This window comes from Actinomadura kijaniata NBRC 14229, from assembly GCF_001552175.1.
GTDB lineage: Bacteria > Actinomycetota > Actinomycetes > Streptosporangiales > Streptosporangiaceae > Spirillospora > Spirillospora kijaniata.
This window is the reverse complement of record NZ_BCQR01000122.1, coordinates 1-18805: the sequence shown is the minus strand read 5'-3', so window position 1 is coordinate 18805 and position 18805 is coordinate 1. Positions and strand designations below refer to the sequence as shown.

The 18805-nt window shown below is 74.0% G+C and carries 16 protein-coding genes; 8 read left to right on the top strand and 8 right to left on the bottom strand.

Annotated elements, in window-relative coordinates; translation table 11 throughout:
- Nucleotides 1-186: 186 nt before the first annotated feature.
- Both AKI01S_RS51935 and AKI01S_RS32500 read left to right on the top strand, forming a co-directional pair.
- Nucleotides 187-417, top strand: a complete 231-nt coding sequence (locus AKI01S_RS51935) for a cell division protein SepF (RefSeq protein ID WP_218009903.1) — start codon at nt 187-189, stop codon at nt 415-417.
- Between the two features lie 226 nt (nt 418-643).
- Nucleotides 644-1684, top strand: coding sequence for a TetR/AcrR family transcriptional regulator (locus tag AKI01S_RS32500; RefSeq protein WP_067826268.1), 1041 nt, complete (start codon nt 644-646; stop codon nt 1682-1684).
- Between the two features lie 195 nt (nt 1685-1879).
- Here the strand turns inward: AKI01S_RS32500 and AKI01S_RS32495 are convergent, their stop codons facing one another.
- Complete coding sequence (locus tag AKI01S_RS32495; RefSeq protein WP_067826267.1) at nt 1880-2152, bottom strand: WXG100 family type VII secretion target; 273 nt, start codon at nt 2150-2152, stop codon at nt 1880-1882.
- Between the two features lie 247 nt (nt 2153-2399).
- Complete coding sequence (locus AKI01S_RS32490) at nt 2400-2945, bottom strand: hypothetical protein (RefSeq protein WP_157420309.1); 546 nt, start codon at nt 2943-2945, stop codon at nt 2400-2402.
- Nucleotides 2946-3113: 168 nt separating this feature from the next.
- Between AKI01S_RS32490 and AKI01S_RS32485 the strand changes: the two genes are divergently transcribed.
- Nucleotides 3114-3356 (top strand): type B 50S ribosomal protein L31, encoded by a 243-nt coding sequence (locus tag AKI01S_RS32485; RefSeq protein WP_067826263.1) that lies wholly within the window; start codon nt 3114-3116, stop codon nt 3354-3356.
- Between the two features lie 159 nt (nt 3357-3515).
- On the top strand, nt 3516-5288 hold the full coding sequence (locus AKI01S_RS32480) for an acetyl/propionyl/methylcrotonyl-CoA carboxylase subunit alpha (RefSeq protein WP_067826261.1): 1773 nt from the start codon (nt 3516-3518) through the stop codon (nt 5286-5288).
- A 50-nt stretch (nt 5289-5338) separates the two neighbouring features.
- Here AKI01S_RS32480 and AKI01S_RS32475 read toward each other — a convergent pair whose 3' ends face one another.
- Nucleotides 5339-5851, bottom strand: a complete 513-nt coding sequence (locus AKI01S_RS32475; RefSeq protein WP_067826259.1) for a hypothetical protein — start codon at nt 5849-5851, stop codon at nt 5339-5341.
- A 102-nt stretch (nt 5852-5953) separates the two neighbouring features.
- Here AKI01S_RS32475 and AKI01S_RS32470 point away from each other — a divergent pair, with 102 nt between their 5' ends.
- Nucleotides 5954-7252: a hypothetical protein gene (locus AKI01S_RS32470; protein ID WP_067826257.1), complete on the top strand. Its 1299-nt coding sequence runs from the start codon at nt 5954-5956 to the stop codon at nt 7250-7252.
- A gap of 62 nt (nt 7253-7314) precedes the next feature.
- Here AKI01S_RS32470 and AKI01S_RS32465 read toward each other — a convergent pair whose 3' ends face one another.
- Nucleotides 7315-8700 carry an NAD(P)H-quinone dehydrogenase gene (locus tag AKI01S_RS32465; protein ID WP_067826254.1) on the bottom strand — a complete coding sequence of 462 codons (1386 nt, stop codon included), beginning with the start codon at nt 8698-8700 and terminating at the stop codon, nt 7315-7317.
- An 82-nt stretch (nt 8701-8782) separates the two neighbouring features.
- Here AKI01S_RS32465 and AKI01S_RS32460 point away from each other — a divergent pair, with 82 nt between their 5' ends.
- From AKI01S_RS32460 to AKI01S_RS32450, 3 genes are read left to right on the top strand one after another with little or no spacing between them, the layout of a single operon-like run.
- Nucleotides 8783-9235: a gamma-glutamylcyclotransferase family protein gene (locus tag AKI01S_RS32460; protein ID WP_067826299.1), complete on the top strand. Its 453-nt coding sequence runs from the start codon at nt 8783-8785 to the stop codon at nt 9233-9235.
- A gap of 22 nt (nt 9236-9257) precedes the next feature.
- On the top strand, nt 9258-10058 hold the full coding sequence (locus tag AKI01S_RS32455) for a purine-nucleoside phosphorylase (protein WP_067826252.1): 801 nt from the start codon (nt 9258-9260) through the stop codon (nt 10056-10058).
- Between the two features lie 9 nt (nt 10059-10067).
- Nucleotides 10068-11729, top strand: a complete 1662-nt coding sequence (locus AKI01S_RS32450) for a phospho-sugar mutase (protein ID WP_067826250.1) — start codon at nt 10068-10070, stop codon at nt 11727-11729.
- 76 nt (nt 11730-11805) lie between these two features.
- On the opposite strand, the gene AKI01S_RS32445 is transcribed toward AKI01S_RS32450, so the two are convergent.
- The 4 genes from AKI01S_RS32445 to AKI01S_RS51930 all read right to left on the bottom strand — a co-directional run.
- The gene (locus AKI01S_RS32445) at nt 11806-12450 is read right to left on the bottom strand and encodes a PH domain-containing protein (protein ID WP_067826248.1); all 645 of its coding nucleotides are present in this window, start codon (nt 12448-12450) and stop codon (nt 11806-11808) included.
- A gap of 32 nt (nt 12451-12482) precedes the next feature.
- Nucleotides 12483-13577, bottom strand: a complete 1095-nt coding sequence (locus AKI01S_RS32440; RefSeq protein ID WP_067826246.1) for an adenosine deaminase — start codon at nt 13575-13577, stop codon at nt 12483-12485.
- Between the two features lie 75 nt (nt 13578-13652).
- On the bottom strand, nt 13653-16526 hold the full coding sequence (locus AKI01S_RS32435; protein WP_067826243.1) for a hypothetical protein: 2874 nt from the start codon (nt 16524-16526) through the stop codon (nt 13653-13655).
- The coding region (locus tag AKI01S_RS51930; RefSeq protein WP_169814050.1) for a hypothetical protein at nt 16523-18805 on the bottom strand (2283 nt) is incomplete at its 5' end. The genes AKI01S_RS32435 and AKI01S_RS51930, both read right to left, overlap by 4 nt.

The window sequence follows — 18805 nt, the reverse complement described above, 5'->3', positions numbered from 1 at the left end:
CGCCTCCTTCGGACCGCGCCTCCCATCATGGGATGCCCCGCCGCGCGGCACCACGTCCCCGCGCTTGGCAAAGCGGGCCCAACGGCCGTTCCAGGAGGCCCCGGCGGCGGTGCGCGCGCCGCCTCCGCCTGGGATGATCGGAAACGCAGGACGCGACGAACTGAACACCGCGGGAGGCGGAACACGGTGGTGGTCAAGACACTGGCCCCCAGGGACTACAACGAGGCCCTCCACGTCGGCCACTACTTCCGCCAGGGCGTTCCCGTGATCATGGATCTCACCGCGATGGCGAACGCGGAGGCCATGCAGCTCATCGACTTCGCGGCGGGACTGGTCGTCGGCCGGGGCGGCGACATGCAGCGCGTGGACACGAAGGTGTTCCTGCTGCTGCCGCTCCGCACCGCCAAGTCCGCCTGACGGGACCGCGCCACGCCACTGCGGCGGAACGCCCAGCGGCGCGAGCATCGCGTCCGACAGCGGTATGCGCTCCAGCGGAACCGGGGCGGTGGCCGCCCACCACCGGCATCGATGTCGCGATGGGTGGTCGTGCTGCGGTCCGCACTCGAATGACTTCGTCATATGATCTCATCATCTGAATGGCGGCGGTGTCTTCCGCCGGAGGGTGGCGCGAGGGGGAGACGGGTTGGTCAGGCGGAGCAGGGTGGAGCAGCAGGAGCACAACCGGCGGCTCGTGCTGGCCGCCGCGCTGGAGGAGTTCACCGAACGCGGGTTCCGCGCCGCGAAGATCGACGACATCGCCGAACGGGCGGGGCTCACGCGCGGCGCGGTCTACTCCAACTTCCCCGGCAAGCGCGCCCTCTACTTCTCGGTCCTCGCCGACCTCGCCGAGCGGCCCACCGAGCCGGTCCCGGCGGGCACGGACGTGCGCGAGGCCCTGGCGGCGTTCGCGCGGGCGCGGCTGGCCGGGCTGCCGCTGACGGTCGGCGACCAGCACCGGCTGGGCGCGGACCTGGTCCCCGAGATCCTCGCGCAGGAGCCGTCACGGCAGGCGTACGCGCAGCTCATGAAGGTGAGCGCGCTGCTGCTCGGGCTCGCGCTGGAGCGGCTGCGGCCCTACGCCGGGCGGCTGGTGCCCCTCGCGGAGACGGTGCTGACGACCCTGCACGGGGCCGAGCAGCTGACGTCGGCCGCGCCCGGGTTCGTGGAGCCGTTCGACGTGGTCCGCGCCTGCGCGCAGCTCGCCGGCCTGGACCTGGCCGGCGGCTGGCCCCCGGCGCACCTGGACTTCGCGCCCCCGGCCCGGCCCGCCGACGATCCGTGGCGGCCGCCGCCCGCCCTCGACGCCGTGACCGACGCCCCGGCCCCCCTGGGGGAGGACGGCGTGGTGCTGGTCCTGGGCCTGCACCGGCTGGAGGCGGTCGAGGAGGCGGTGCGGGCCGGGGGCGCGCCGGTGACGGCCGTGCTGGTCAGCGGCCGGCCCGCCGAGCTGGGCCCGCTGGCGCGGCTGGTGGTGGCGGACCTGTGCCGGTGCCTGCGCCAGGCGTTCCCGTCGAAGGCGTGGCCGCGGCTGCGGCTGGTCCACGACCCGTCCGGCGAGGTCGCGCGGGCCGCCGGGGTGACCGCCGTCAGCGATCTGACGGAGACGGCGCTCCAGGTGCGGTCGAACCGGATCACCGGACGCGCCGAGGGCCGGGGCGCCTGCCACTCCGTCGCCGCCCGCTGAACGCTCCCGGACCGCGAATGAATGGCTCGTTCCGCCATAATCTGCGCATTTACCCTCGGTAAGGCGGCGCGCCTTTCCGTGATCATTCCATCGGCGCGGAAAGGCGCGATTCGGCGCCGCGGCGGGACGGAACGAGAGCGGGCCCCGGCCTCGGGGGGATGGGCCGGGACCCGCGGTCCATGGGAGGCGGCGTGATCAGCGCGTGGCGGCCTCGATGTTCTGCTGGGAACGCTTGATGTCCTGGCTGCCCTGCTCCAGGGCGATCGCCATCTTGTCGAACGCGGTCTTGGCCTCGGCCCAGGCGGCGCGGAAGCGCTCGGCCCCGGGGCCCCACCAGATCTCGCTGCTGGAGACGGTGCGGCCGTTGAGGTCCTTGATGAGGGCGTCGAGGTTACGCGAGTGCTTGCTGAACATCCGGGACAGGTCCTCCAGCGCCGCGATGTTGGCGCCGCGCTTGTCACCGCTCATAGGGTCGACCCTTTCGTCGCGTGGAACGGTCGAGGTCTTGCCGCACTCCGTATTGGTGCATCAGCCTACGCCCCACCGATCACAAGAATCCAGAAGGTGTGCCGGATCGTGATGTGCGTTCGGGCGCATTACCGGCGCTACGGACTGGCCGGATATGGCCATCGAGTGGGGAGCACGACAATCATCGTCACTCTCCGCATCTTCCTGACCACGTTTATTACTCTGCGTCAATTCGGTCGCCGGTCGGTCAGCGCGCCGGCGACTCGTCGGGATCGTTGATCGGACGGGCCGCCGGGTCCAGCACGCGCTCGCGCACCAGCACGAACTGCTCGCCGCGCTCCCGGAAGTCGAACCCGCGCCGCACCGACTGGGTGACCGCGCCGGTGTCGTAGCGGACCTCGGTGTGCTCGACCGCCTCCAGCGTGATCAGGTCGCCGACGCGCACGGTCCGCCGCGCGGCCAGGCGGGTGCGGGCCTCGGTGAACGCGGGCCCGCCCGCCACCGGGGCGCGGTTGCGCGTCTCCAGCTCGCGGACGGCGTGCTCCTGCCTGCGGACCAGGTCCGGGGAGATCCGCACGCCCAGCACCTCGACGGGCGGGCGCTGCTCGGCGGGGCGGCGCGGGGCGACCAGCGCCCTGGACCGGGTCTCCACCAGCGCGCGGGCCGCCGCCGTCAGCTGGACGGTGGTGTCGGGGCCCACCGGGGACCGGGTGACCGGGCTCGCCGCCGTGGGCAGCGCGACGCAGGCGGCCAGGACGAGCGCCATGCCGAGGGGGGTCCGCAGATGCCGCAATGATGCTCCCGCTCTCGCGTTGATCAGTGGCGAACATACACCGGGCGTTCACCGCGGAACAGTCGCCCGGCGGACACCCTAGGATGGGAATGAAAACTGTTTTCATCCGGTTGACGAGGGTGTCCGCAACGACGACGTCCGTGGTCACACGGACACCGGGAGGTCATGATGAAGAAGAACATCCACCCCGAGTACCGTCCCGTCGTGTTCCGCGACCCGGGCGCGGACTTCGCGTTCCTCACCCGCTCGACGGCCACCAGCGACAAGACCATCGAGTGGAGCGACGGCAACACCTACCCCGTCGTGGACGTGGACGTCTCCTCGGCCAGCCACCCGTTCTACACGGGCCGCTCGCGGGTGATGGACACGACCGGGGCGGTGGAGAAGTTCAACCGCCGCTACGGCCGCTGACACCGGTGGCGCCGACGCCCCGCGCGAGCCCCCGCGCGGGGCGTTCGACGTTCCCGCAACCCCCTGACGTGCGGAGTACCCCTCTATAAGGAGGGGCTTACGTATCGGGTCCCCTCCGGTTATCTAGACTGCGGTCCGAGGTTGAGGGAGGAGACCCACGTGCGCAAGGTCCTGATCGCCAACCGCGGTGAGATCGCGGTCCGCATTGCCCGCGCCTGTCGTGACGCCGGGTTGGCCAGTGTCGCGGTGTACGCCGAGCCGGACCTGGACGCCCTGCACGTGCGGGTCGCCGACGAGGCGTACGCGCTGGGCGGTTCGACGGCGGCCGACAGTTACCTGGACATCGACAAGATCCTGAAGATCGCCACCGAGTCGGGCGCGGACGCCGTCCACCCCGGCTACGGGTTCCTGGCCGAGAACGCCGACTTCGCCGCCGCCGTGGAGAACGCCGGGCTGACCTGGATCGGCCCGCCCCCGGCCGCGATCATCGCGCTGGGCGACAAGGTGCAGGCCCGGCACATCGCGCAGAAGGTCGGCGCGCCCCTGGTGGCGGGCACCAAGGACCCGGTGTCGGGCGCCGAGGAGGTCGTGGCGTTCGCGCGTGAGCACGGCCTGCCGATCGCGATCAAGGCGGCGTTCGGCGGCGGCGGGCGCGGCCTGAAGGTGGCCCGCACGCTGGAGGAGGTGCCCGAGCTGTACGAGTCGGCGGTGCGCGAGGCCGTCGGCGCGTTCGGGCGTGGGGAGTGCTTCGTCGAGCGGTACCTGGACAAGCCCCGGCACGTGGAGACCCAGTGCCTGGCCGACAAGCACGGCAACGTCGTGGTGGTCTCCACGCGCGACTGCTCGTTGCAGCGCCGCCACCAGAAGCTGGTGGAGGAGGCCCCGGCCCCGTACCTGACCGACGAGCAGGTCGGGCTGCTGTACTCCTCCTCCAAGGCCATCCTGCGGGAGGCCGGGTACGTCGGCGCGGGCACCTGCGAGTTCCTGGTCGGCCAGGACGGCACGATCTCGTTCCTGGAGGTCAACACCCGGCTCCAGGTCGAGCACCCGGTCACCGAGGAGGTCGCGGGCGTCGACCTGGTGCGGGAGATGTTCCGGATCGCCGACGGCGAGGAGCTGGGCTACGACGACCCGGCGCTGCGCGGCCACTCGATCGAGTTCCGCTTCAACGCCGAGGACCCCGGCCGCAACTTCCTCCCCGCCGTCGGCACGCTGACCCGGTGGCAGCCGCCGTCCGGGCCGGGCGTGCGGCTGGACGCCGGGTACGTGGAGGGGCAGACCGTTCCGCAGGCGTTCGACTCGCTGGTCGCCAAGCTGATCGTCACCGGCGCGACGCGGCGGCAGGCCGTCGAGCGGGCCCGGCGGGCGCTGGACGAGTTCGTGGTGGAGGGCATGCCGACGGTGCTGCCGTTCCACCGCGTGGTGCTGGACGACCCGGCGTTCGTGCCCGCGGACGACGACGAGCCGTTCACCGTGCACACCCGGTGGATCGAGACCGAGTTCGACAACCGGATCCCGCCCTACCAGGCCCCCGTCGAGGACGAGGCCCCGGCCGACGAGCGCGAGGCCGTGACCGTCGAGGTCGGCGGCAAGCGCATCGAGGTCACCCTGCCGGCCGGGCTGGGCGCGTCGGCGGGCGCCGCCGCGGCCGCAGGGAAGCAGGCCCCGGCCAGGCGGCGCGGCGGCAGGAAGGGCGGCGCCGCCCAGACGTCGGGCGACTCGCTGGTCTCCCCCATGCAGGGCACCATCGTCAAGATCGTGGCGGCGGACGGCGCGACGGTCGCGGCGGGCGACACCGTCGTGGTCCTGGAGGCCATGAAGATGGAGCAGCCGCTGACCGCGCACAAGGCGGGCACGATCACCGGCCTGTCGGCCGAGGTCGGCCAGACCGTCTCCAGCGGCGCGGCCATCTGCGAGATCAAGGACGCCTGAGCCCTCCGCCGGACGCCCCGGACCCGTCACGGGTCCGGGGCGTCCGGCGTTCAGGAGCGCAGGGCGGCGCGGGCGGGGCGGAGGGCGGCCAGGGCCTCGTCGGCCCTCACGCGGAGGAAGGACGGGCAGAGCCAGGCGTCCAGGGGCTCGCCTCCCTCCTCGTGCCGCCGCCACCGGTAGGCGCGGCGGCCCAGCGGCGTCCCCAGCCAGGCGGCGGTGGGGAGGTAGTCCTCGAAGTGGCCCAGCCGGGGATGCGCGGCGTGGTCGCAGGGCCCCGGGTCGCCGAGGCGGTCGGCGGCGGCCTCGAACGCGGTGATGATCTCGTCGTGGACGGTGGGGTCGGTGACGCGTTCGGAGGCGGCGTACCAGGCCAGCGCGTAGTTGGCGATCAGATGGCAGGGCAGCGAGCCGTCGGCGGCGCGCGCGGCCGACCGCAGGTATCCGGCGTGGTCGGCCGTCCGGTCCTCGGCCGCGGCCCTCCAGGACGCGACCAGCGCGCGCCACTTCTCGGGAGAAGAAGGGCCGGAAGGGGTAGAAGCAGAAGAGACGGGGATGTCGGTCACGGGGGGCACGACGCCCGGATGATCATTCCGGTTCCGGATGACACGGCACGGAACGGACGCCAGCCCTCGATCGTCTTACCCGGTGAGGAGGCGCATGTCACCATGACCACCCAACTCCGCTTCTCACGGACGGTCCGCGCCGCGGTGGTGGCGGTGCTGCTGGCCGTCGTCGCCGTGCTGTCGCTCGGGCTGGCCGCCCCCGCCGGGGCGGACGACAACTCCACCACCATCGCCAACGCGCTGCGCCAGTCCCGGCTGTACGTCACGGCCGACGTGCGCTCGTCGGTCTCCGCGGCCGACCAGACCCGGATGCGGCAGGCCCTCGCCTCGGCGCGGGACGCCGACATCCGCGCCGTCGTGATCAACAACGGCATCGGGGAGAGCCGCACCCGGGCGATGCTCGCCGACGTCGCCAAGCGCACCCGCAACGCCGACACCTACGTGGCCGTCTCGGCCGACGGGCAGCGGATCTCCGCGGTGTCCCGGACGCTGAACGCCTCGGAGATCAGCCGGCTCACCGGCCAGGGCACGGCCGGGGCGTCGGCTGCCGACCAGCTCGTCGGGTTCGTCGACCGGGCCGAGAGGCAGGCCGACGACCGGTCGCGCGGCGGCATGGTCGGGATGTTCGTGACGCTCGCCGTGCTGATCCTGATCGTCGCCGGGACGCTCGGCGTGTACCTGGTGGTCCGGCGGCGCACCCGGGAGCGCGAGGCCCGCGAGATGGCCGAGCTCAAGAAGGGCGTCGAGGAGGACGTCACGCTGCTCGGCGAGGACATCGCGCGCCTGGACCTCAACGTCCTGGACAAGGGGCTGGCCCCCGAGGTCCGCGACACCTACGAGAAGGCCATGAACTCCTACGACGCCGCCAAGCGGGCGACCGACCGGGCCGCCCGGCCCGAGGACATGCGGGCCGTCACCGAGGCGCTGGAGGACGGCCGCTACCACATGGCCGCGACGCGGGCGCGGCTGGCCGGGGAGCCGGTGCCCGAGCGCCGCGCCCCCTGCTTCTTCAACCCGCAGCACGGCCCCTCGGTGAAGGACGTGGTGTGGGCCCCGCCGGGCGGCGTGGCGCGGTCGGTCCCGGCCTGCGAGGCCGACGCGGAGCGGGTCATGAGCGGGCTGAGCCCCGACGTGCGGATGGTCCCCTACGGCGACGGGCGGCGCCCCTACTGGGACGCCGGGCCCGCCTACGCGCCCTACGCGGGCGGCTACTACGCCTCCTACGGCGGGATGGACCTGCTCAGCGGCCTGATGATCGGCACCATGATCGGCTCGATGATGACGCCCATGCACTACGGCGGCGGCTTCGGCGGGGACTACGGCGGTGGCGGCGACGTCGGCGGCGGCTGGGACTTCGGCGGCTCCGACTTCGGCGGCGGCGGCGACTTCGGCGGGTTCTGACCCGCACGGGAACACGAGAGGGTGAAGTCCTTCTGCCGGCAGAAGGACTTCACCCTCTTCCGTCAGTAGGCGTGCTCGGTCATCAGGCGGCGGGCCGCCTCGGTGATCGAGCCGGTCATCGACGGGTACACCGCGAACGTGTGGGCCACCTGGTCCACCGTCAGGTGCTGCTGGACCGCCATCGACACGCCCAGGATCAGCTCGCTGGCGCGCGGCGCGACGATCACGCCGCCCAGCACGATGCCGGTGGAGGGGCGGCAGAACAGCTTCACGAAGCCGTCCTCGAAGCCCTGCATCTTGGCGCGCGGGTTCGTGAACAGCGGCAGCATGACCGTGCGGGCGTTGACCTCGCCGGAGTCGATCATCTTCTGGCTGACGCCGACCGAGGCGACCTCGGGGTCGGTGAAGATGTTGGAGGACACCCAGCCGAGCTTGAGCGGCTGGACGGCCTCGCCGAGCGCGTGCCACATGGCGATGCGGCCCTGCATGGCGGCGACCGACGCCAGGTTCAGCACGCCGGTGCAGTCGCCCGCGGCGTAGATGTGCGGGACCGAGGTGCGCGACACCTTGTCGACGACGACCGTGCCCCACGACGACAGCTTGACCCCGGCCTTCTCCAGGCCGATGCCGCGGGTGTTGGGCACCATGCCGACGGTCATCAGGCAGTGCGAGCCCTCGACCTTGCGGCCGTCCTCCAGCGACACCACCACGCCGTCGCCGGTGTTCTCCACGGCGGAGGCGCGGGAGCGGGACATGACCTTCATGCCGCGCCGCATGAACACCTCCTGGAGCACGGCGGCGGCGTCGGCGTCCTCGGTGGGCAGGATCCGGTCGCGCGAGGAGACCAGCGTCACCTTCGAGCCGAGCGACAGGTACGCCCCGGCCAGCTCGGCGCCGGTCACACCGGACCCGACGACGACCAGCTCCTCGGGCAGCTCGGTCAGGTCGTACAGCTGGCGCCAGTCGAGGATGCGCTCGCCGTCGGGCTCGGCGCCGCGCAGGACGCGGGGCGTCGCGCCGGTCGCCAGCAGGATGATGTCGGCGCGGATGTGCCGGTCGCCGACCGCGACGACGTGCGGCTCCACCAACCGCGCCTCACCCCGGACGATCTTGACTTCCTCGTAGGCGAGGCGTTCGGCCACGTCGAACGACTGGGCGCGGGCCAGCTCCCGCACCCGCTTGTTGACGGTGGCCAGGTCCGCCTCCAGGCCGCCGACGATGCCGTCGGGGCCGCCGCTGAACCGCAGGCCCAGCGCCGCCGACTCGCTCATGACGGCCATGCGGGTGGAGGTCGCGATGAGGGTCTTGGAGGGCACGCAGTCGGTGAGCACGCACGCGCCACCGGGACCGTCGCGTTCCACCACGGTCACGTCGGCGCCGAGCTGCGCCGCCACGAGGGCGGCCTCGTAGCCGCCGGGGCCTCCTCCGATGATCACAATGCGCGTCACGTGTCCATTGTTTCTCATGGACGGGAGTGACCTGGACGCGGTGTCCCGTCGGGACCCGCCGGGTGCCGTACTCTTGGGCGGCGTGGCACTGTACGCGGCGTACGCCTCCAACATGGACCCCGAACAGATGGCGCTGCGGGCTCCGCACTCCCCCATGCGCGGAACCGGCTGGCTGGCCGGCTGGCGGCTGACGTTCGGCGGCCAGGACCGGCACTGGGAGGGCGCGCTCGCGACCGTCGTCGAGGACCGGTACGAGCAGGTCTTCGTGGTGCTCTACGACGTCCCGGCCTGGGACGAGAAGGAGCTGGACGCCTGGGAGGGCGCGGCCCTCGGCGTCTACCGCAAGATCCGGGTGCGGGTGCAGACCCTGGACGGGGACCAGCTCTGCTGGCTGTACGTCCTGGACGACTACGAGGGCGGACTGCCGTCGGCCCGCTACCTGGGGATCCTCGCCGACGCGGCCGAGGCGGCGGGCGCGCCGGACGACTACGTCAAGGATCTCCGCACCCGGCCCTGCGCGTCTCTGGGCGGCTGAACCCCCAGGTAGTGTCGGTGCCGTGAGCAACGACGCTTTTGCACTGGCCGAGGACGCCGCCAAGGAGCTGCGCGCCCGGGCCGGTTTCGACTCCTTCGACGTCGCCCTGGTGATGGGCTCAGGCTGGGTCCCGGCCGCCGACGCCCTGGGCGGGACGGTCACCGAGATCACGGTGACCGACCTGCCGGGCTTCGCGCCGCCCGCGGTCGCCGGGCACGCCGGGAAGATCCGCGTGGTCGAGGTCGGAGGCCGCCGCGCCCTGGTGTTCCTGGGCCGCACCCACCTGTACGAGGGCCGGGGCGTGGAGCCGGTGGTGCACGGCGTGCGGACCGCGCTGGCGGCGGGCGTCGGCACCGTGGTGCTGACCAACGCGGCCGGCGGGCTGCGCCCCGAGCACCAGAAGGTCGGCGACCCGGTGCTGATCTCCGACCACCTGAACCTGACCGGCGCGAACCCGCTGACCGGCGCGAACTTCCTGGACCTGACCGAGGCGTACTCGGGGCGGCTGCGGGCGCTGGCCAAGGAGGCCGACCCGACGCTGGGCGAGGGCGTGTACGCGGCGTTCCGCGGCCCGACGTACGAGACCCCGGCCGAGATCCGCATGCTGCGCACCATGGGCGCCGACATGATCGGCATGTCGACGGTGCTGGAGACCGTCGCGGCCCGCGAGGGCGGCGCGGAGGTGCTGGGCATCTCCCTGGTCACCAACATCGGGGCGGGGCTGACCGGCGAGCTGCTCGACCACGCCGAGGTCCTGGCGGCGGGCAAGGCCGCGGCGTCCCGGATGGGCACGCTGCTGGGCACCGTCCTGTCGAAGCTGTAGGGGCGCGCGATGAGCGACTTGCGCGACGCCGCGGCGGAGTGGCTGTCCCAGGACCCCGATCCCGACACGCGGGCCGAGCTGAAGGCGATCCTGAGCGCCGGGGACGACGCCGCGCTGGCGTCCCGGTTCGGGGCCCGGCTGGAGTTCGGGACCGCCGGGCTCCGCGGTGAGCTGGGCGCGGGCCCCAACCGGATGAACCGCGTGACCGTGATGCGCGCCGCCGCCGGGCTCGCCGCCCGGGTGCGGCGGGACGCGCCGGACGGCGGCGTGGTGATCGGGTACGACGCGCGGCACAAGTCCGAGCTGTTCGCCCGCGACACCGCCGCCGTGCTGACCGGCGCGGGGCTGCGGGCCTGGCTGCTGCCCCGGCCGCTGCCGACGCCGGTGACGGCGTTCCTGGTGCGCGAGCTGGGCGCGGCCGCGGGTGTGGTGGTGACCGCCAGCCACAACCCGCCGCGCGACAACGGCTACAAGGTCTACTGGAACGACGGCGCGCAGATCGTCCCGCCGGTGGACGCCGAGATCTCGGCCGCGATCGACGCGGTCGGGCGGGTGGACGAGCTGCCGCTCGGCGACGACTGGACCGTGCTGGGCGAGGACGCCGTGGAGGCGTACCTGGCGGCGCTGGGGGACCTGCCGCTGGGCGACGCGCGGGACGTGCGGATCGCCTACACGCCGATGCACGGGGTGGGGCGGGACGTGCTGCTGCGGGCGCTGGACCGGGCCGGGTTCCCCGCGCCCGCCGTGGTCGCCGAGCAGGCCGAGCCCGACCCGGACTTCCCGACGGTCGCGTTCCCCAACCCCGAGGAGCCGGGCGCGATGGACCTGGTGCTGGCGCTGGCCGCCGACACCGGGGCCGACCTGGTGATCGCCAACGACCCGGACGCCGACCGGTGCGCCCTCGCGGTCCCCACGGCCGACGGCTGGCGCCCGCTGACCGGCGACGAGGTCGGCGCGCTGCTGGCCGAGCACGTGCTGCGGCACACGAGCGGGGACGACCGGCTGGCGGTGACCACGATCGTGTCGTCGTCGCTGCTGCGGTCGGTCGCGGCGGCGCACGGGGTGCGGTTCGCCGAGTCGCTGACCGGCTTCAAGTGGATCATGAAGGCGGGGGCGGCCGGAGACCGGATGGTCTTCGGCTACGAGGAGGCCCTCGGCTACAGCGTCGGCGGGGACGCCGGGCTGCCCGTCCACGACAAGGACGGGATCGGGGCCGCGCTGGTGGCCGCCGCGCTGGCCGCCGAGGCCGGGCGGGACGGCCGGACGCTGGCCGACCTGCTGGACGAGCAGGCGCGCCGCCACGGCCTGCACGCCACCGCGCAGCTGTCGGTCCGGGTCCGGGACCTGCGGCTGATCTCCGACGCGATGGCGCGGCTGCGGTCGGCGCCGCCGGCCGAACTGGGCGGGCGCGCGGTGGCGTCCCTCGACGACCTGGCCGAGGGTGTGGACGGGCTGCCGCCCACCGACGGCCTGCGGTTCCGCCTGGCGGGCGACGAGGGCTCGGCCCGGGTCGTGATCCGCCCCTCGGGCACCGAGCCGAAGCTGAAGTGCTATCTGGAGGTCGTCCTGCCGGTGGGTGAGGGCGAGGACGTGGCGAACGTCCGCAAGGCCGCCCAGGCCGCCCTGGAGGCCCTCCGCAAGGACGTGGGCCGGGCGCTGGGCCTGGCCTGACGCGCGACGGGCCTGACGTGCGGCGCCGCCCGTTCCCCTCGGGGAGCGGGCGGCGTCCCCGTTCCCCGGCGCGGACTCAGAGCAGCCCGGCGACCACCGCGGCGGCGAACAGCACGCCGGGCACGGCCAGCGCCAGCACGGCGGGGAGGTTCCAGGCCAGCACGCCCGCGCCGGTCTCCCGCTCCCCCTCAGCCCTGGCCGCCGGGTTCCCGGAGCGGTTCCGGGGGCGGTGACGGTCGGCGACCTCGTTGAGCCGTTCCGCCGCGAAGCCCGCGGGCGTGCGGCCCCGCAGCGCCTCGGCCGGGACCTTCGGGTTCTCCTTGCGGGCGCGCGCCTCGGCGCGGGCACGGGCGCGCGGCGACGTCTGGAGCACCCACGCCCGCGTCTTCCGCTGCGCGCCGTCGGCGGCGACGTACCGGACCACGACGGCCTCGCGGCCCTCGATCTCCCGCACCGCCCCCCACGGGGCGCGCAGGTCGCGCAGCGGGTTGCGGACCGTGACCCCCGCCTCGTCGGCGACGATCGCGGGCCGCAGCCCCACCGTGTAGGCCACGCCGCAGCTCAGCAGCAGCGCCGCGGCCAGCGTCCCGGTCATCAGGTCGTAGCTGGTCCGGCCGGTGAACCCGAACGCCAGGTCCAGCAGGTTCAGCGCGGCGAACGCCAGCCACGCCCAGGCGACGACGCGGCCGGCGGTGGAGCGGATCTGCAACTGCGGGGTCATGACCCCAGATCTTGCCGTGTTCCCCGCCGTGGTCAGGCCACCGGGCGGGATCCGCGCCACTTGAGCTGCTCGAAGCCCGGCTTGATCACGCCGTTGATCAGCTCCAGCCGCTCGGAGAAGTCCAGGAAGGAGGACTTCATGGCGTTGACGGTGAACCAGCGCAGGTCGTCCCAGCCGTACCCGAACGCCTCCACCAGCTTGTGGAACTCCTCCGACAGGGAGGTGCCGCTCATCAGCCGGTTGTCGGTGTTGACGGTGACGCGGAAGTTCAGGCTGCGCAGCAGCCCGATCGGGTGCTCGGCGATCGACTTGGCCGCCCCGGTCTGGATGTTGGAGGTCGGGCACATCTCCAGCGGGATGCGCTTGTCGCGCACGTAGGCGGCCAGCCGCCCCAGCTTCGGCTTCCGCCCGTCGGCGACCGCGATGTCGTCGATGATCCGCACGCCGTGGCCGAGGCGGTCCGCGCCGCACCACTGGATGGCCTGCCAGATCGAGGGCAGCCCGAACGCCTCCCCGGCGTGGATGGTGAAGTGGGCGTTCTCCCGCTGGAGGTACTCGAACGCGTCCAGGTGGCGGGTGGGCGGGTACCCGGCCTCGGCGCCGGCGATGTCGAACCCGACCACGCCCGCGTCCCGGTACCGCACCGCCAGTTCGGCGATCTCCATGGAGCGCGCCTGGTGCCGCATCGCGGTGACGAGCGTGCCGACCTTGACGCCGTGGTCGCGCCCGCCCTTCTCGAACCCCTCCAGCACGGCCTCGACGACCTGCTCCAGGGTCAGCCCCTCCCGGGTGTGCAGCTCGGGCGCGTACCGCACCTCCGCGTACACGACGCCGTCCTTCGCCAGGTCCTCGGCGGCCTCGTAGGCGACCCGGGCCAGGGCCTCGCGGGTCTGCATGACCCCGACGGTGTGGGAGAACGTCTCCAGGTAGCGTTCCAGGGAGCCCGAGTTGGACATCTCCGCGAACCAGGTGCCCAGGCTGTCGGGATCGGTGGTGGGCAGGCCGTCGTACCCGCTCTCGCGGGCGAGCTCGACGATGGTCGCGGGCCGCAGCCCTCCGTCAAGGTGGTCGTGCAGCAGCACCTTGGGTGCGCGCCGGATGTCTTCGAGAGTCGGGCGTTCGTCCATCTTTAGAATTTACCGGAGGAACCAGCCGCCCTTCCCTGTCACAACCTGCCATGTTCCCCCATTGCCGGGGAAAATTCAGAGGTCCTCCAGCTCCCGGTAACGGGCGGCGGCGCGGTCCAGGTCCGGGCCGGAGTGCCACAGGTCGGCGGGGTCGTCGGGCATGAGGGCGTCGCGGACGGCGTCCTGGACCGGGTAGGAGACCTTCGCCTTCAGTTTCGTGCCGTCCGGCCCCTCGAACAGGGCGTGGATCTCGGCGGGGTAGGCGTCGACGACCTCCCGTGGGGTGCCCACGAAGTAGGGGTACTTGAAGAGGATCTCGGCGGCGTCCACCACGGTGAATCCGGCTCGGTCGGCCAGGTCGTGGGCCAGGGACGCGGGGAACGTGAGGGGGCCGTGGTCGTTCAGCAGCTCTCGGAACGCCGCGATCCGTTCCGTTCCGCCCCAGCCCTGGGTGTCGGGGAGGCGCCGCCGCTGCCAGCCGGGCAGGTTCAGGGGCGCGAAGTCGCCGGTGGGCGAGTGCTCCAGGACGTAGCACTCCCGGTTGGGGTGGCCCTGGTAGCCGAGGATCAGCGCCGCGCCGGAGGGGGTGCGCCACAGCTCGCCCTTGACGTCCTGGCGGTCGCCGGTGAGCGAGGTCAGGTAGTGGACGCGCCACCGGCCGTCGCCGTCGCCGAGCGGGGTGTTGCCCCAGGCGGCGAGCTCGTCCAGCAGTCGCTCGCGGGTGTAGCGGGGCGTCCAGGCACGGGCCGCCTCGATCGCCTGGCCGCCGAGCGTGCCGAACGCGATCCACAGGCCGCCCGCGAGCCGGGGTACCTCCACCCGGCCCAGCGGGTGGACCTGGGCCGCGTCCGAGCGGCTCGCGGCCTCCTGGAGGATCTCCGCGACGCGGCGCAGCGCAGCGAGCTTCCCGGTCTGCCCGCCGACCGGCAGCCGGGGATGGGTGCGCAGCCATGCGGGAACGCCGTCCGGTCGTGGCAGGCCGAGGGCGGCCGTCAGGCGCAGGGCGGCGTACAGGCAGGTCGCGGCGGTGCGGGCGGTGGCGGCGATCCCGTCGCGGAGCGGCCGTTCGACGACGTCGGGCATGATCTCGTCCAGTGCCTCCGCCACGGCGGCCGGTCCCGCCAGGGCGGCGTCCAGGAGGCGTTCGGCCTGGTCGCGGGTGGTCCGGCGGAGGGCCTGGGACCCGTACACGTCCACCGGGGTCATCCGGGCGTACCAGCCGGGCGGGAACGTCAGGGGCTGCTCGCCGTCGCGTTCGTGCGACGAGGCCGCCTCGAACGGCGGGTGGAACACGCGCGCCGTCACCGTCCCGTCGGGCGCGGTGAAGGTGATCCGGCCGCGCGCGTAGGCGATCCGGGTCGGGCCGTTCGCGCCGGGGAGCGTCACCTCCGCCTCCGGCGGGCAGTCGGGGTGGCGGTCCGCGGTCGCCGGGTCCAGCGTCACCAGGCAGATCCGGCCCTCGTGGCCGACCACCCGGAACGTCCGCCAGCCGTCCCCCACGCGCTCGGTGAGGAAGAACCCCTCGTCGCCGTCGTACCAGAGCGCCTGGTCGCCGCGCGTGCCGACGGTCCGCGCGTCCGCCAGGATCCCCTCGGGGGTGTAGACCGTCGCGAACGAGTCGCCGATGCTCGCGGTCAGGTGGCCGCCGTTCTGGATCATCCGGGGTTTCCAGCGCAGAATGTGCGGCGGCACGTACGGGTAGTGGAGTTCGGCGGGGATCCCGCCGCTCAGGGCCGCCCGCAGGACCTCCACGGGGGAGGCGGGGGCGGGGCGGGGGGCGTCGGGCTCCAGGCCGTAGTAGCCGTGGGCGGCGAGCGGGGCGAGGCGGGACAGACCGTGCGCCAGGTCGGGCAGCGAACCCGACGCGACCTCGGCGGTCCAGCGTTCGACCAGTTCGAGGAGCAGGGCGCGCAGGTCGGTGTTGCCGTGGATGCGGCGCAGGGTGGCGCGGTAGTCGACGTTGGAGTAGTGGCCGAGGTCGGTGACGGCGCGCTCCAGCTCCGCGGCGGTCTGGTTCCGGTGCCGAGGGTCGGACAGCCGCTCGCCGATCCGGGCCAGGGCCTCGTCGTCGCTCCACCAGCGCGGCAGTGTCCTGATGGTGCCGGGCCGCAGGATCTCGGGCATCGGCCAGGTCACCAGCGGGTCGATGGCCGGGTCGAGGGAGGGCTCGGGGCGCGGCAGCGTCCCGGCCCGGCCGGTGAGCTGGAGCGCCAGCGACGCCGGGCAGCGCCGGACGTGGGTGAAGAACCACTCGGCGGGCAGGCGGGCACCGGCGTCGACGGCGGCCAGCGTCCACAGCCACATCACGCGGATCCGCTCGGCCGTTTCGGGGTCGTCGGGCTGCGGCTCGGCGGCGACCAGCAGGTCGACGAGGCTGTCGTCGCGGCCGGCGACACGGACGAGGGGCTCCCCGGCGGCGTCCCAGACGGCGTGCGAGGCGCGGACGAGGGCCCCGGTGCGCAGCAGGCGTTCGGCGAGGGAGTCCTCGGCGTCCACCTTCTTGATCTTGGCGGCCTTGGCGAGGGTGCGCGCGTCCGGGAAGATCCGCGCGTAGGGAACGCGGCCGACGGCGAACGCGGCGTCCAGGATCTCGTTGAAGCGCTCGTAGGACACGCGGGGCGGAAGCTCGGGGGCCATGAGCTTCACCAGGTCGCGGTACATCACCGGCGCGACCACCCCGAGCGGCGCGAACTCCAGGAACACCGCGTGCAGGCGGTCCAGGTCGACCAGCTCGGGATGCTTCTTCTCGACCTTGCGGGCCTGGGTGAAGAACGCCGTCGCCAGCTCGTCCTCCCCCGCCGCGTGGAAGACGCGGCACGCCTCCTCGTAGAAGGGCGGCAGGTCGGCGGCGGGCAGCGGCCTGGCCAGCCGGTTCACCGCGCTCCTGGCCCTGCGGGGGTCGGCGGCGGCGGTCGCCGCCAGCGCGGCCAGTTCCGGGTGGGGGGTCATGCGTTCTCCGTCGGTTCTCGGTAGCGGGCGGCGGCGCGGGCCACGTCCGGGCCCCGGTCCCACAGGTCGGCGGGGTCGTCGGGCATGAGGGCCCGGAGCAGGGCGCGTTCGGTGTCGGCCGGGAGGCCGCCCCAGGACCCCTCGTCGTCCGGGGCGGTGTAGAACACGCGGATCTCCTCGGGGAAGACGTCGATCGGCTCCGGGAACGTCTCGTAGTGCCGGAGGTGGCCGAAGCAGACCTCGGCGGCCGCCAGGGGCCACAGCCCGGTGCGTTCGGCCAGGTCATGGGCGAGGGACGGCGGGAACGCGATCGGGCCACGCCCGGCCAGCAGCCGCCGGAACCCCACCACCCACTCCGCGCCGCCCGAACGCCACGCCGGGTCGGCGCGGACCCGTTCCCAGCCGGGCGGCTCGAAGGGCGTGAAGCGGCCGTCCGGGGAGTACTCCAGCAGGCGCACCTCCCCGTGCGGGGGGTTGCGGTGCTCCAGGGCCAGTGCCGCGCCGGAAGGGGTGCGCCACAGGTCGCCCACCGCGTTCGGGCGCTGTCCCGTCGCGTCGGTCCCGCGCAGGACCACCGCGCGCCAGCGCCCGTCACCGGCGCCGACCGGCGCGCTCACCACCGCCGCCATCTCGTCCAGCAGGGTCATGCGGACGTGGGCGGGCGTCCAGGCGCGGGCGGCCTCGAACGCCCGGTCGGCCACGGATCCGAACGTCCGGTCGACCACCGGCTGGAACGGCGCCGCCGGGCCGGGCACGTCCGCGGTCCCCAGCAGACGGCCCCGTTCGGTTCCCGGCTCGTCGGCCGCCCGGCGCAGGATCTCCGACAGCCGGCGCAGCGCCACGGCCCGCGCGGTGTGGCGGCCGGGCGGCAGATCCGGGCGGAACCGCAGGTCGGGCGGGGTTCCCGGGGGTAGCGGCGTGCCCAACCGCGCCGACAGCCGCGCGACGTCGGGCAGGCAGCGGGCGGCGTCGAGGGCGACGGCGGCGACGCCGCCGCGCAGCGCCCGGTGGGACACGTCCGGCATGAGGCGGTCCAGGGCCTCCGTCACGGCCAGCCGGCCGGTCAGGGCGGCGTCGAGGAGGCGTTCGGCCTGCTCGCGGGTGGTGCGGCGGAGGGCGTGGGAGCCGCGGACGTCCGTGAACCCCATCCGGGCCCACCAGTCGGGCGGGTAGACGCTCATCGGCGCGGCGCCGCCGTCGTGGGGCGGCGGGAAGGAGAGCCGGGCGGTCACGGTGCCGTCCGGCGCGGTGAACGTGATCCAGCCCCGCGCGTAGGCGATCCGGGTCGGGCCGTCCGCGCCGGGGAACGTCACCTCGGCCTCGTTCGGGAAGTCCGGCAGGCGGCCCGCCGTGGCGGGGTCCAGCGTCAGCAGCAGGTCGTCGCCGTACTCGCCGTCCACGCGGTAGGTGCGCCAGCCGTCGCCGCACCGCTCGGTCAGGAGGAGCCCGGTCCCGTCGTGCCAGAGTGCGCGTTCGTTGCGGCGGCCTCCCGGCACGTGGAGGTGGTGCAGCCGCCGGTCCCGCGTGAACACCTGGGCCTGGCCGCCGCGCTGCCAGGTCAGGTGGTCGCCGTGCTGGACCACGCGGGTTCCCGCGCCCATGCCGCGCGGGTCGCCCGGCGGGAAGCCCAGTTCGGCGAGGACGCCGCCGCGCAGGGCCCTCCGCAGCGCCCCCGCCGGGTCGGGGGCGGGCCGCCGCGCGCCGGGGTCCAGGTCGAAGTAGCCGTACTCGGCGGCCTTCGCGAGCCGGAACAGGCCCCACGCCATGTCGGGAAGGGAGCCGGACTCCGCCCGGCCCGTCCAGTCCGCGACGAGTTCGCGCAGCAGGGCGCGGGTGGGGGCGTGGTCCCAGACGCGGCGCAGCCGCCGGAAGGGGTCGTACGCGATGCTGAGATCGAGCTCCGCCACGTACAGGTCCAGCTGCCGGGTGACCAGGTCGCGTTCGCCGGGGTCGGCGAGCAGTTCCCCGGTGATCCCGGCCAGGGCGGCGTCGTCCCCGTGCCAGTCGGGCCGCGCGGGGTACGCGCCCGGGTCGGGGAGCACGGTCATGGCCGACGGCAGCAGCGGGTCGGCGTCCGGCGCGACGGTGGCGGGCGCGGCCGGCAGCGCGTCCCCGGCCTGCTCGACGAGCCGGAACAGGATCGGGGCGGGGCAGCGGCGACCGGCGGAGGCGAACCACCCGGCGCTCAGCCCGGCCCCGGCCCCGGCGTCCGCGAGCGCCGCCAGCCAGGTCACCCGGACCCGCTCGGCCGCCTCCGGGTCGCCGGCGGCGTCCGGCCG